Origin of the sequence: Sporofaciens sp. JLR.KK001 (assembly GCF_036941055.1) — a bacterium.
Lineage (GTDB): Bacteria > Bacillota > Clostridia > Lachnospirales > Lachnospiraceae > Sporofaciens.
Genome location: NZ_JAYMNO010000001.1, coordinates 1,893,745 through 1,905,944 on the forward strand (window position 1 = coordinate 1,893,745; position 12,200 = coordinate 1,905,944).

Consider the following 12,200-nt stretch of genomic DNA (forward strand, 5'->3'; position numbering starts at 1 on the left):
GTGATGATAGAAATCAGGGCGAGACCGTGAAGCGGTCTTATTTTTGCGTTGAGAATTAAGGAGAGTGATTGTAATGGGGCAGTTTTTGATGCAGACGTATACGATTGCATTGCCGATTTTGCTGGGATATATCGTATGGCTGCTGAAGCGGCAGAAGAAGGATCGAGATGCGAATGGCAAAGGGACCATGCTTCTGTTGCGGGTACAGTTGATTGAGTATCATGACCGTTATATGAAGGAAGGGCATATCCCGTCATATGCCTTGGAGAATTTCATTGAAATGTATGAAGCGTATCATGATCTGGGCGGGAACGGTATGGTGACGGAGATGTATAAGGAAGTGTTGGAGCTGGAGATTAGAAAGTAGAAGAGAGGAAGGTAGAATAAGATGGATCTTACATACTTATTTGAATATGTGAACCTGTTGACCTTGGGAATCTGCCTGTGCGTAGGCTACGCCCTTAAGACGGCGTTTGTCTGGTTCCCGAATAAGTATATTCCATTGGCGGCGTTAACGATGGGATTCATTGTCAATGTTCTGATCAATTTGGAGACCGGGATCAATGCAATGGTCGTACTTGGCGGTATGATCTCTGGTCTGGCCAGTACGGGATTGTATGAGATGCTGCGGAATCTGTTGGATAAGGATGGGAGTTTACCGGGAAAGAAATGATGTTGAGGACGTGTAACGGCGTCCTCTTTTTGCGCCGGCGCAAGATCCGGCAGGAAGGAGTAGAATATGAACATTCAGAAACCAAGTTTACAATTTAGAAATTCGTTATCAGTAAGGAAGAGTACCAGATGTATTGTCCTGCATCATGCGGATGCGGAGAAATTCAGTGTATATCAATGTCATGCATGCCATTTAAATAATGGTTGGGCCGGTATCGGATACCACTATTACATCACAAAGGACGGTACGATCTGGGAAGGCCGGCCGGATAACACTGTCGGCGCACATGCGTCCGGCGGGAATGCGGATTCTATAGGGATCTGTTTTGAGGGTGATTATGATGTGGAGCGGACGATGCCGGATGCCCAGAAGAAAGCAGGAAAGGAACTGGTCGCACATCTGAAAGCTAAGTACGGCATATCGACCGTAAAGAAACACAAGGACGTCACGCCGACCACCTGTCCCGGCAGTTTCTTCCCATTTGATGAGATAGCCGGTGCTAAGGCGAACGGCGTAATACATGCGACAGCGGTCAGTGATAAAGTACCAGTCCAGGCGCCGGGATCCGTTGCAGAGCTGCAGGCAGAATGCAATCGCCAGGGATTTAGTGCACAGAAGGTCGATAATATTGCAGGGCCAGTCACATTGGCGGGATGCCCGATGATTAAAAAGGGTGCTTCTGGAAATATCACCAGATGGCTGCAGCGCAAATTGAATTCTCTTGGTTTTGATTGCGGGAATATTGATGGAGACTTCGGTGTTAAGACCAAGGCGGCTGTTATGGCGTTCCAGAAGGCAAAGGGGCTTGTTCAGGATGGTATTGTTGGTCCGAAGACGTGGAGTAAGCTGCTTGGTTTGTCATAATTTAGAAAAGGTGGTCGTTATACTTCCCTGGACAAGTATAACGACCGTTTTTCTGTTTTGGCCCCACGTGTTATTATAAAAAGTAAGGTGTGGGCTTGCCAAGAATATCAAACATCAAATTTTGACATTATACAGCAATTCTTGTAAAGTCGGAATTATATCGGTATAAATTTATGATATGTTTATGTAATACGGTCCGCCGAACTGTGTAATGATCACCTGGGCGATCTTCGGATTCGTCTGGGTGATTCTCACGGGGTGCTGCAGTCGTTTCTCATAATTCCACATATACTAGCATCCTCCTTCCTGCCATGGCCATGGCTCGTTGATCCAGCACCAGTAGTCTGCCGGGGTGTGGGCGGTATCAAGCGTAAGAGGGCCGTAGAATTTGGCGTACTCTCTTAGGGCCTGGACCCGCTGCTTCTTGAATTCTTCAAAATATTCCAGGGCGTCGGAATTACAGGGATGCGTATCTAAGAATAACTTCACATCATCTACCGCGAAGCTGACTACGTTGATCCATTCCAATAATTCACGGCGGTTAGGTTTGTTTTCTGTCATCTGCAGCAACCTCCGATCCCGATCCCGTTGAACGGTTTATTCAATTCTTCGAAAATGGTTCCCTGATGAAATCCTTTTTCTGCTTCGTAGATGTTCTGCCACTCCTGCCATGGTACATAGGCCATAGCGATAGGCATACCATTTAATTCATCGTACTCAGCTCTGTCCTCGCAGCACGCTGAGGAGGGGCGGCAGCTTTGGGGAGGCTGTGGCATTGGAGATGGCCGGCTGCAGCCGCTGCGCCGCGTACAATCTGACGTATTATAACGATAATTCGGCATGTGTGATGCTCCTTCCATAGAACGTTTGCAATAACAGTGTATGGGAAATTAAGAAAAAGGTGCGCATTTTACATGCATTGAAGGTTGTTTTTGAAGCGATATCTGAGTATAATAGATACGATTGGAGTGTAAATATAATGGAGAAGAGTCAGGAAGCAACAAGAGTAAGACCAAAAGTAAAACCAGGCAGAACAAAAGATACGAGCCCGGAAGCATCATTAAGGAAGAAACGCATGGTCCGTTTCTTTGATTACAATCTGCTCACGATACTGATATCGCTGATCTGTTTCGGACTGGTGATGCTGTACAGCAGCAGTGCATACGGGGCGCTGCTCCGGCATGGTGACAGTATGCATTATTTTAAGCGTCAGTTGTTCTTTTATGCCGTTGGATTTGTCGGTATGTATGTGATCGCGAAGATTGACTATCATATCTATATCAGGTGGGCCAGGCAGATCTATTTTCTGTCCATATTTGCGATGGCGCTCGTGAAGACGCCGCTGGGCAAGGAGGTCAATGGAGCCAGGAGATGGATCAGGCTGCCCTTTGACCAACAGCTTCAGCCGGCAGAGATTGCCAAGATCGCGATCATCCTGTTTATTCCGGTCCTGATCTGCAACCTGGGCAAGGACATCAAGAGCTTTAAGGGAATCCGGCAGATCCTTGCGTGGGGCGGCGTCTCGGCGGGATGCGTGCTGGTTCTCACAGAGAACTTAAGCACGGCCGTGATTGTCATGGGGATCACCTGTATTATGATATTCGTAGTCCATCCAAAGACGAAGCCCTTTGTGGCGCTTGTGGGGGCAGGGGCGGTTCTTCTTCTGGCGGCGGTGAAGGTCATGAGCATGACGCTTAAGACAAGCAGTAATTTCCGTCTGCGGAGGATTCTTGTGTGGCTGAACCCGGAAGAGCATACAGCGGAGGGAGGCTTTCAGGTGCTTCAAGGATTGTATGCGGTGGGGTCCGGAGGATTCTTTGGCAAGGGTCTGGGGAACAGCGCGCAGAAGATGATCATTCCCGAAGTGCAGAACGATATGATCCTTTCTATAGTATGTGAGGAATTGGGAGTTTTTGGCGCGATTATCGTGCTGGTTTTGTTCGGTATGCTGTTATACCGGTTGATGTTCATTGCGCAGAATGCGCCGGATATGTATGGTTCGCTGATCGTGACAGGGATATTTGCCCACATGGCCCTCCAGGTCGTGCTGAATGTTGCCGTTGTGATCAATCTGATCCCCACCACGGGAATTACGCTGCCGTTTATCAGTTACGGAGGAACCGCCAGTGTGTTTATCATGGCAGAGATGGGGATCGCCCTTGGAGTGTCTGGAAAAATCAAATAAAATACTTTTCTTTCCAATTTAAATATGGTATGATAATCTATGTAGTATTTAAAACTACATAGTGTGGAAATGAAGAACACAATATATATACCGGGAGGATGGGTATGAGTTATAAGATTATCGTGGATAGCTGCGGCGAATTAACAGAAGAGATGAAAGCGTCAGGGCGCTTTGAGACGGCATCTCTGGAGATTGATGTTCATGGACATCATATTATTGATGACGAGACTTTTGACCAGGCAGAATTTCTAAGGCTGGTGGCGGAGTCTCCGGATTCCCCGAAGTCTTCCTGCCCGTCTCCGGAGCATTATATGGAAGGTTACCGGTGCGAGGCGGAGCATGTGTATGCGGTCACACTGTCTGCGGAGCTGAGCGGGTCTTACAACAGTGCGATCCTTGGGAAGAACCTTTATCATGAAGAGTACGGCGAGAAGGATATCTATGTGTTCAATTCTCGTTCTGCGTCGATCGGGGAGACGCTGATCGCTATGAAGATCGTGGAATGCGAGGAACAGGGGATGGAATTCGCGCAGGTGGTGGAGACGGTAGAGGCATATATCGGGGAACAGCACACGTATTTCGTGTTGGAGACACTGGATACATTGAGGAAGAACGGACGGCTTACCGGAGTGAAGGCGGTAGTAGCGACCGCGCTCAATATCAAGCCGGTCATGGGTGCGACGCCGGTCGGCACGATCCTCCAGCTTGGACAGGCGCGGGGCATGAAGAAGGCTCTGGCTAAGATGGTGGATGAGATCATGAAGGATCTTAAGGAGTCGAAGAAGAAGATACTGGCGATTTCGCACTGCAACTGCCGGGAGAGGGCAGAGTATGTGAAGGAGATGCTGGTGCATAAGGCGGATTTCAGAGATGTGGTGATCCTTGATACGGCGGGAATCAGCAGTATGTATGCGGCAGACGGCGGTGTGATTGTTGTGGTGTAGCCGGCAGGAGATCATCTTATGTTATGGTAACAGTTCAGATACCTTTACTGTTACAGGCATCCGGCCATTAAAAATCGCTTCGCGATGGCCGGATGCTCTCAGGCTCTACGCTGTGGTACGGTCAGCGCAGTGAATGCGCAGACCTGTCTGAACTGTTACATGTTATGTTCCTTTTTCGTCGGATTTGGGATAAACTTGTTGTATAATTCCTGGATTTGTGATAGAATATCTCCTATGTCAGGAATTGCAGAAGGATGACAGATATTATGGCTGTCATTCTGCTATTTATTTATATAGTAAGAAGGAGTCAGAAGCTATGAGTCAGGAGAAGGTTGACAGATATAAGAAGGAGAAGGCGAACCGTAAGGAGAATGTGCGCAAAGAGAAGATGCGCAATGCCATGCATAAGGGGGTGGTATGCCTTGTGGGAGTTTTGCTGATCGGATGGATCGGATATTCTGCGTATGGCAGATTTGAGGAGAGCAGGTCGAACCAGGAAGCGCACGTGGATTACTCCGCATTGACGAACCTGAAGACAGAGCTTGCCGAGGTGGCCGAATAGTGTGACAGATGGTTATATTAAGCTGAATTGATTGACGATTAGAAGCAGAATGAGTTCTGCTTCTTTTTTTGTGCAAAATACCAAAAAGTGAAAAAGGGGTTGAAATAGTCAAAAAAGTAGTTTACAATGAATTCAAGTGGTAGAAAGTGGTGAAAAGTGGAACGAAGTGGTAATAAAGTGGAGCTGCTTGGGAGAAGGTGAGTTCTGAATGTTGAAAGGGGAGTATAGTCATAATATTGATGCGAAGGGTAGATTGATCATTCCGGCCAAGTTTCGTGACGATCTAGGGGAGAATTTCGTCATAACCAAAGGGATGGAGAATTGCCTCTATGTATACCCGGAGAACGAGTGGAACATCTTCGAAGAGAAACTGAACGCCCTGCCAACTACTACGGACAAGAAAGCCCGCGCCCTTGCATATTTTTTTCAGGGGAGTGCGACAGACGGCGATCTTGACAAGCAAGGAAGAACTCTGATCCCTTCCGTCCTCAGAGAATTCGCACATCTGGACAAGGAGGTCGTATTCATCGGTATGGGGAAGCGTGCCGAGATCTGGGACAAGGCGAGATGGGATGAGAAGAATGCTGAAGTGGAAATGAACATTGAAGATATTGCATCTGATATGGAAGCAAGCGGATTTAGTATCTGACCAATAGTATATGATATCATTTGTCTGAAGGCTTTGTGGGTAGGCTGTTGTGCCGGTCGGATATCATGCGGTCAGCACAGAGGACAGTATGCGAAAGGGAGCGGATATGGAATTCGAACACAGATCAGTATTACTGAAAGAGACGGTTGACGGATTGAAGGTGAAACCTGACGGTGTCTACGTTGATGGTACACTCGGCGGCGGCGGGCACAGTCTTGAGATCTGCAGGCGTCTGGGAACACAGGGGAGTATTATAGGAATAGACCAGGATGCGGCGGCCATTGAGGCGGCGGGCATCCGACTGAAAGACTTCGGGGAGAAGGTCACGATAGTCAGAAGCAACTATTGTGATATGAAGTCGCAGCTTCAAGGCCTTGGGATTGACAAGGTAGATGGGATCGTTCTGGATCTGGGCGTGTCGTCTTATCAGTTGGATACGGCAGAGCGGGGGTTCTCCTATCGGGAGGATGCATCTTTGGACATGCGTATGGATACGCGTCAGAAGATGACGGCCAGAGATATTGTCAATGACTACGGCGAGATGGAACTTTACCGTGTGATCAGGGATTACGGGGAGGATAAGTTTGCGAAGAATATCGCCAGGCATATCGTAAGTGCACGCGGGAAAGGCTCCATCGAGACGACAGGGCAGTTGGCAGAGATCATCAGAGCAGCCATTCCGATGAAGTACCAGAAGAAGTCCGGGCATCCGGCCAAGAGGACATTTCAGGCGATCAGGATTGAGCTGAACCGGGAATTGGAGGTCTTAAGAGATTCATTGGATATGATGATCGATCTGCTGAATCCAAGGGGAAGGTTGTGTATTATCACATTCCATTCACTGGAGGACAGGATTGTTAAGAGTGCATTTAAGAAGAATGAGAACCCTTGCACCTGTCCGGCAGATTTTCCTGTATGTGTATGCGGGAAGATATCAAAGGGGAGTATTATTACTAGAAAACCGATCTTGCCAAGTGACGGAGAGATCGAGACAAACAGCCGCTCCAAGAGCGCGAAGCTTCGTATCTTCGAGCGCAGCTGAACTGACAGGACGGGAGCAGGAAGAAAGGGGTGACATATATGGCAGCAAGACAGAACCGACCGGATTACAGACAACAGTACAGAAGAGGAGATGCAGCCTCGCAGATGTATGTACAGGGTAACGTTGTGACGAAACCGGCGGAGGAGCCGCGCCGTCATGAGGGGTCGCCCGTAAGACACAGGAAGGCGAGCAGGCAGGTGCGCAAGAACCGTAAGCTTGCCCTTCGCATGAACTCTGCATATGTAATATTTCTTGCAGTGGCGGCAGTGATGGCGTTGGTAGTATGTGTCAATTATATAGAACTGCAGTCACGGATCACAAGCCGTTCAAAGAACATTACTGCCATGCAGGAAGAACTGGCAAGGCTTCGCGAGGAGAATAACACCAGGTACAATGCAGTGATGGATTCTGTGAATCTAGATGAGATCAGGGACCGCGCACAGAATGAACTGGGAATGGTCTATGCTTCGCCGGAGAGGATCATCGGTTACGAGAGCCCGGCTACGGATTATGTGAAGAAGTATGAGGACATTCCGGAGGACGGAGTGCTTGCCCGGTCCGGTGAAAATGACAGATAGGTGTATTATGGCAAAACATACAAAGAATGTATATAAGAAGAAATTTTCTAAATTCATGCAGAAGAAGCTAGTATTGTTGTTTGTGGCGATTATACTAGCTTTTACTGTATTGATAGGCAGGATCACATATATCAATGCGTCCAGCGGTTCCAGCTATACGAAGCTGGTATTGGACCAGCAGCAGTATGACAGCCGGGCGATTCCTTTCAAGCGGGGGGATATCGTGGACCGCAACGGGACCAAGATTGCGACCAGCGAGAGGGTTTACAATGTGATCTTAGACGTCAAGGTTATGTGCAGCAAGAAGGACTACATCGAACCTACAATCCGGGTATTGAAGGAATGTTTCGGAATCGAGGAAGAGAAGGTCCGGGGGGTTATGGAGGAGAGCCCGACAAGCAGATACAGCGTTCTTCTGAAAGGGATCGACTATGAGACGGCGCAGAGATTTGAGGCGATCGATCATGATGATGAGAATTATCCCGATGTTAATGGTATCTGGCTTGAGGACGACTATATCCGGAGATATCCATATAATACCCTGGCCAGTGATGTGATCGGATTCACAGTGAACGGCAATCTTGGAAGTAATGGCATCGAGGCGGCTTATAATTCGATCCTCAACGGCACGGACGGCAAGGAATACGGGTATTTGGACGAGGATTCTACATTTGCCAGGACGGTGAAGGAGCCGGAAAATGGCAATACAGTAGTGTCCACCATAGACCTGCAGGTACAGAGTATCGTGGAGAAGCATATCTTGGCGTTCAACGAAGCCCACAAGAACGGGGTGACGCCGGGAGAGGGCAGCAAGACCACGGCGGTGATGGTGATGAATCCCCAGAACGGGGAGATCCTGGCGGAGGCGTCCTATCCGAACTATGATCTGAACCAGCCGAGAGACCTGTCGAAGTATTATTCGGAGGAAACGCTTGCGGCTATGTCGGATGATGAGAAGATCGAGAGGCTGAACCAGTTGTGGAATAACTTCTGTGTCAGCGAAGCCTATGAACCTGGTTCTACATTCAAGCCGTTTACCATCTCGGCGGGGTTTGAGACGGGAACCCTGACAGGAGGGGAAGGCTATACCTGCGGAGGGATGCTGCATATAGGGGATCATGATATCCACTGCAGCAACCGTGAAGGGCACGGACCGCAGTCGTTGAAGAGATCCCTTGAGAATTCCTGCAACGTTGCGCTGATGTCTATCGGACAGGCTCTTGGCAAGGAGGAGTTCAGCCGTTATCAGAAATTATTCGGCTTTGGCGAGTATACAGGTATCGATCTTCCGGGCGAAGCGCAGGGACTTTTGTATGACGCCGAGAGTATGGATGCGGCAAGTCTTGCAACGAACGCTTTTGGCCAGAATTTCAATGTGACGATGACACAGTTATGCGCATCGTTCTGCTCCCTGATCAATGGCGGAGATTATTATAAGCCCCATGTGGTAAGGCAGATCTGGGACAAGAATGGGAACCTGATCGAGAACAAGAACCCGGTGTTGCTTAAGAAGACCATTTCTAAGGAGACCAGTGATATTATCAAGGATTATATGCTTGGAGTCGTGCAGGAAGGTACCGGCGCCAAGGCGGGAGTTCCGGGATATGATATCGGCGGCAAGACAGGTACGGCGGAGAAGCAGCCCCGCGGCAACGGCAAGTATCTGGTGTCTTTCATCGGATACGCGCCCCAGGAGAACCCGCAGGTAGTCGTATATGTAGTCGTGGATGAGCCTAACGTGGCAGAACAGGCCTCAAGCTCCTACGCTATGCAGATCGCATCCGACATCATGGCGGAGATCTTCCCTTACCTTGGTGTTCAGAAGGCAGCCGCGCCGCAGGAGTAGAAAAAGATAACTTGACCCAATTCCGATTCATAACCTTGCAAAAGCTATAATAAATTATACAAAAAGCTTTTGCGAGGTTTTTATATTATGAAGAATAAGACATATAATAAGAAGAAGATCCTGGTGGTTTTCCTGTGTGCGACGGTGATCATCCTGGCTCTTGTGGGCAGGCTTGTATATCTGATGGTATTTGACGCACAATATTATCAGAAGAAGGCGGAGGAGCTTCACGAGAGGGAGAGGGAGATCAAGGCGGCAAGAGGGGAGATCCTGGATGCGAAAGGAGAGGTGCTGGCGACCAATAAGACGGTCTGTACCATATCGGTGATCCACAGCCAGATCAGGGAACCGGAAAAAGTGATAAAGACACTTGCCGAAGCGCTTGATATGGACGAGGAGACGGTGCGCAAGAGAGTGGAGAAAGTGTCTTCTATGGAGCGGATCAAGACGAATGTGGATAAGGAGACGGGAGATACGATCCGTAACATGGAACTTGACGGAGTGAAGGTCGACGAGGATTTCAAACGTTATTATCCGCACAATGAGCTGGCTTCTAAGGTGCTTGGCTTCACCGGCGGAGACAACCAGGGAATCATCGGCCTGGAGGTAAAGTATGAGGAACATCTGAAAGGCTTGAACGGCACCATACTGACGACGACGGACGCCCGCGGGGTAGAGCTTGACGGCGTCGCGGAGGACCGGAAGGAGCCGGTGGCGGGCAATACACTTCAGATCAGCCTGGATTATAACATACAGATGTATGCGCAGCAGATGGCAGAGAAGGTGATGGAGGAGAAACAGGCGGATAAAGTAGGGATTCTGCTGATGAATCCTCAGAATGGGGAGATCCTTGCCATGGTAAATGTTCCGGAATTCGATCTGAACGATCCGTTTACTCTGAACACGGGGGAGGACGGGGCGGCCCTGTCAGATGAGAAGCGTCAGGACGCATTGAACCAGATGTGGAGGAACGGGTGTATCAATGATACCTATGAACCAGGCTCTACATTCAAGATCATCACGGCATCGGCCTGTCTGGAAGAGGGTGTCGTGAAGCTTGAGGATAATTTTAGCTGCCCGGGGTACCGGGTGGTGGAGGACCGGAAGATCCGGTGCCATAAGGTGGGCGGACACGGTGCGGAAACATTTGTGAAGGGAATCCAGAATTCCTGCAATCCGGTGTTTATCGACATTGGACTCAGGCTGGGCACGGATGATTTCTACAAATATTTTAAGCAGTTCGGGCTGATGGATATGACGGGAGTTGATCTGCCGGGAGAGGCAGGGACGATCATGCACAAGAAGGAGAATGTGGGGCTTGTGGAACTTGCGACTATGAGCTTTGGTCAGTCTTTTCAGGTGACACCCATGCAGATGGCGACAACTGTAAGTTCTCTGGTCAACGGCGGCAGACGGGTGACGCCCCATTTCGGAGTGAGGGTGTTAGATGCCGACGGCAAAGAGGTGGAGCGGTTTCATTATGACGAGAAAGCCGGTATCGTATCGGAAGAGACTTCTGCCACCATGCGGATGCTGCTTGAGAGCGTGGTATCAGAAGGATCCGGGAAGAATGCATACATAGAAGGTTATGCGATCGGCGGGAAGACGGCTACCTCCCAGACGCTTCCAAGGAGTGCGAACAAATATATTTCCTCCTTTATCGGGTTTGCTCCGGCAGACGACCCTCAGATCTTAGGAATGTGTGTGATCTATAACCCTCAGGGAGTCTATTATGGAGGGACGATCGCTGCTCCGGTGGTGCGAAACATATTTGAGAGCGTATTACCTTATCTTGGCATTGAAAAAGAGTAGGAAATGAAGTATACTAAAATATCAGTGAGAAAAGAATGATTAACGAAAGAAACGAAGAGGTGGATTATGGATTATAAGATATTTATCCCGGTTTTGATCGCATTTGTGCTCAGTGTGGTCATGGGCCCATTGATCATCCCGGTGCTTCGAAGGCTTAAGATGGGGCAGACGGAGAGAGAGGACGGCGTTAAGTCGCATTTGAAGAAGGCGGGTACGCCTACGATGGGAGGTGTGATCATCCTTCTGAGCGTAGTAGTCACATCTGTGATCTATATTAAGGATTATCCTAAGATCATCCCAATCCTGTTTGTAACGCTCGGGTTTGGGCTGATCGGATTTCTGGATGATTATCTGAAGGTGGTCATGAAGCGTTCTGACGGGCTGTTCCCGAAGCAGAAGATGGCGCTGCAGATCGTAGTGACGGCCGTGTTCGCATTCTACATGATCAGGTTTACCGATGTATCCCTTGCCATGCTGATTCCATTTACGGGAGGAATGTACTGGAATATCGGATGGCTTGCGATCCCGGTCATGTTTATCGCCGTGATCGGAACCGTGAACGGAGTGAATTTTACCGACGGTCTTGACGGCCTTGCCTCCAGTGTGACCGTACTGGTTGCCACGTTTTTTACCGTGGTTGCGATCGGGACCAGGAGCGGTATCGAGCCTATCACCTGTGCAGTGGTAGGGGCGCTGATGGGATTTCTGCTCTTTAATGTCTATCCGGCCAGTGTGTTTATGGGGGATACTGGTTCCCTTGCCCTGGGAGGTTTTGTGGCGTCTACGGCTTACATGCTGCAGATGCCGATATTCATCATTATCGTGGGAATGATCTATCTGGTGGAGGTTCTGTCGGTTATGATCCAGGTGACATATTTTAAGAAGACGGGCGGCAAGCGTATCTTTAAGATGGCGCCGATACATCATCATTTTGAATTATGCGGATGGTCAGAGACGAGGGTTGTAGCGGTATTTGCCATCATAACGGCAATCCTGTGCCTGGTCGCGCTGATGGCTATGTAGGAATGGTTACGAACAGGAGGAG

Annotated in this window: 14 protein-coding genes and 1 pseudogene; 12 read left to right on the plus strand and 3 right to left on the minus strand. The window is 49.1% G+C overall.

Annotation, left to right across the window (positions count from 1 at the left end; all coding sequences use genetic code 11):
* Window positions 1–73: 73 nt before the first annotated feature.
* The 3 genes from VSQ62_RS10055 to VSQ62_RS10065 all read left to right on the plus strand — a co-directional run bounded on the left by VSQ62_RS10055 (window position 74) and on the right by VSQ62_RS10065 (window position 1,537).
* Window positions 74–367: a hypothetical protein gene (locus VSQ62_RS10055; protein ID WP_334634693.1), complete on the plus strand. Its 294-nt coding sequence runs from the start codon at window positions 74–76 to the stop codon at window positions 365–367.
* Between the two features lie 21 nt (window positions 368–388).
* Window positions 389–673 carry a phage holin family protein gene (locus tag VSQ62_RS10060; protein WP_334634695.1) on the plus strand — a complete coding sequence of 95 codons (285 nt, stop codon included), beginning with the start codon at window positions 389–391 and terminating at the stop codon, window positions 671–673.
* A gap of 66 nt (window positions 674–739) precedes the next feature.
* Window positions 740–1,537: a peptidoglycan recognition protein family protein gene (locus VSQ62_RS10065; protein ID WP_334634697.1), complete on the plus strand. Its 798-nt coding sequence runs from the start codon at window positions 740–742 to the stop codon at window positions 1,535–1,537.
* A gap of 192 nt (window positions 1,538–1,729) precedes the next feature.
* Here the strand turns inward: VSQ62_RS10065 and VSQ62_RS10070 are convergent.
* The 3 genes and pseudogenes from VSQ62_RS10070 to VSQ62_RS10080 form a co-directional block, all read right to left on the minus strand.
* Window positions 1,730–1,825 (minus strand): annotated as a pseudogene (locus VSQ62_RS10070) (manganese catalase family protein); the annotation flags it as partial.
* A gap of 3 nt (window positions 1,826–1,828) precedes the next feature.
* On the minus strand, window positions 1,829–2,098 hold the full coding sequence (locus tag VSQ62_RS10075) for a spore coat protein CotJB (protein ID WP_334634699.1): 270 nt from the start codon (window positions 2,096–2,098) through the stop codon (window positions 1,829–1,831).
* Window positions 2,095–2,379 carry a spore coat associated protein CotJA gene (locus tag VSQ62_RS10080; RefSeq protein ID WP_334634701.1) on the minus strand — a complete coding sequence of 95 codons (285 nt, stop codon included), beginning with the start codon at window positions 2,377–2,379 and terminating at the stop codon, window positions 2,095–2,097. The genes VSQ62_RS10075 and VSQ62_RS10080 overlap by 4 nt, the downstream gene beginning before the upstream one ends.
* 233 nt (window positions 2,380–2,612) lie before the next feature.
* Here VSQ62_RS10080 and VSQ62_RS10085 point away from each other — a divergent pair, with 233 nt between their 5' ends.
* From VSQ62_RS10085 to mraY, 9 genes are all read left to right on the plus strand, one after another.
* Window positions 2,613–3,722, plus strand: coding sequence for an FtsW/RodA/SpoVE family cell cycle protein (locus tag VSQ62_RS10085; protein ID WP_334637623.1), 1,110 nt, complete (start codon window positions 2,613–2,615; stop codon window positions 3,720–3,722).
* 104 nt (window positions 3,723–3,826) lie between these two features.
* Window positions 3,827–4,666: a DegV family protein gene (locus tag VSQ62_RS10090; RefSeq protein ID WP_334634702.1), complete on the plus strand. Its 840-nt coding sequence runs from the start codon at window positions 3,827–3,829 to the stop codon at window positions 4,664–4,666.
* 316 nt (window positions 4,667–4,982) lie between these two features.
* Window positions 4,983–5,228, plus strand: a complete 246-nt coding sequence (locus tag VSQ62_RS10095) for a hypothetical protein (RefSeq protein WP_334634703.1) — start codon at window positions 4,983–4,985, stop codon at window positions 5,226–5,228.
* Window positions 5,229–5,436: 208 nt separating this feature from the next.
* Window positions 5,437–5,877 (plus strand): division/cell wall cluster transcriptional repressor MraZ, encoded by a 441-nt coding sequence (gene mraZ / locus VSQ62_RS10100; RefSeq protein ID WP_334634705.1) that lies wholly within the window; start codon window positions 5,437–5,439, stop codon window positions 5,875–5,877.
* A 106-nt stretch (window positions 5,878–5,983) separates the two neighbouring features.
* A complete protein-coding gene (gene rsmH, locus VSQ62_RS10105; protein WP_334637625.1) occupies window positions 5,984–6,919 on the plus strand; it encodes a 16S rRNA (cytosine(1402)-N(4))-methyltransferase RsmH in 936 nt (311 codons plus the stop codon).
* A gap of 38 nt (window positions 6,920–6,957) precedes the next feature.
* Window positions 6,958–7,497 (plus strand): hypothetical protein, encoded by a 540-nt coding sequence (locus VSQ62_RS10110; RefSeq protein ID WP_334634706.1) that lies wholly within the window; start codon window positions 6,958–6,960, stop codon window positions 7,495–7,497.
* A 7-nt stretch (window positions 7,498–7,504) separates the two neighbouring features.
* Complete coding sequence (locus VSQ62_RS10115; RefSeq protein ID WP_334634709.1) at window positions 7,505–9,343, plus strand: peptidoglycan D,D-transpeptidase FtsI family protein; 1,839 nt, start codon at window positions 7,505–7,507, stop codon at window positions 9,341–9,343.
* Between the two features lie 87 nt (window positions 9,344–9,430).
* On the plus strand, window positions 9,431–11,155 hold the full coding sequence (locus VSQ62_RS10120) for a peptidoglycan D,D-transpeptidase FtsI family protein (RefSeq protein WP_334634711.1): 1,725 nt from the start codon (window positions 9,431–9,433) through the stop codon (window positions 11,153–11,155).
* Window positions 11,156–11,221: 66 nt separating this feature from the next.
* On the plus strand, window positions 11,222–12,178 hold the full coding sequence (mraY, locus tag VSQ62_RS10125) for a phospho-N-acetylmuramoyl-pentapeptide-transferase (RefSeq protein WP_334634712.1): 957 nt from the start codon (window positions 11,222–11,224) through the stop codon (window positions 12,176–12,178).
* Window positions 12,179–12,200 lie beyond the last annotated feature (22 nt).

Coding starts and splice junctions, on each gene's coding strand:
- VSQ62_RS10055 (WP_334634693.1), top strand. CDS start 74: ATGGGGCAGTTTTTGATGCAGACGTATACGATTGCATTGCCGATTTTG.
- VSQ62_RS10060 (WP_334634695.1), top strand. CDS start 389: ATGGATCTTACATACTTATTTGAATATGTGAACCTGTTGACCTTGGGA.
- VSQ62_RS10065 (WP_334634697.1), top strand. CDS start 740: ATGAACATTCAGAAACCAAGTTTACAATTTAGAAATTCGTTATCAGTA.
- VSQ62_RS10075 (WP_334634699.1), bottom strand. CDS start 2,098: ATGACAGAAAACAAACCTAACCGCCGTGAATTATTGGAATGGATCAAC.
- VSQ62_RS10080 (WP_334634701.1), bottom strand. CDS start 2,379: ATGCCGAATTATCGTTATAATACGTCAGATTGTACGCGGCGCAGCGGC.
- VSQ62_RS10085 (WP_334637623.1), top strand. CDS start 2,613: ATGGTCCGTTTCTTTGATTACAATCTGCTCACGATACTGATATCGCTG.
- VSQ62_RS10090 (WP_334634702.1), top strand. CDS start 3,827: ATGAGTTATAAGATTATCGTGGATAGCTGCGGCGAATTAACAGAAGAG.
- VSQ62_RS10095 (WP_334634703.1), top strand. CDS start 4,983: ATGAGTCAGGAGAAGGTTGACAGATATAAGAAGGAGAAGGCGAACCGT.
- mraZ (WP_334634705.1), top strand. CDS start 5,437: ATGTTGAAAGGGGAGTATAGTCATAATATTGATGCGAAGGGTAGATTG.
- rsmH (WP_334637625.1), top strand. CDS start 5,984: ATGGAATTCGAACACAGATCAGTATTACTGAAAGAGACGGTTGACGGA.
- VSQ62_RS10110 (WP_334634706.1), top strand. CDS start 6,958: ATGGCAGCAAGACAGAACCGACCGGATTACAGACAACAGTACAGAAGA.
- VSQ62_RS10115 (WP_334634709.1), top strand. CDS start 7,505: ATGGCAAAACATACAAAGAATGTATATAAGAAGAAATTTTCTAAATTC.
- VSQ62_RS10120 (WP_334634711.1), top strand. CDS start 9,431: ATGAAGAATAAGACATATAATAAGAAGAAGATCCTGGTGGTTTTCCTG.
- mraY (WP_334634712.1), top strand. CDS start 11,222: ATGGATTATAAGATATTTATCCCGGTTTTGATCGCATTTGTGCTCAGT.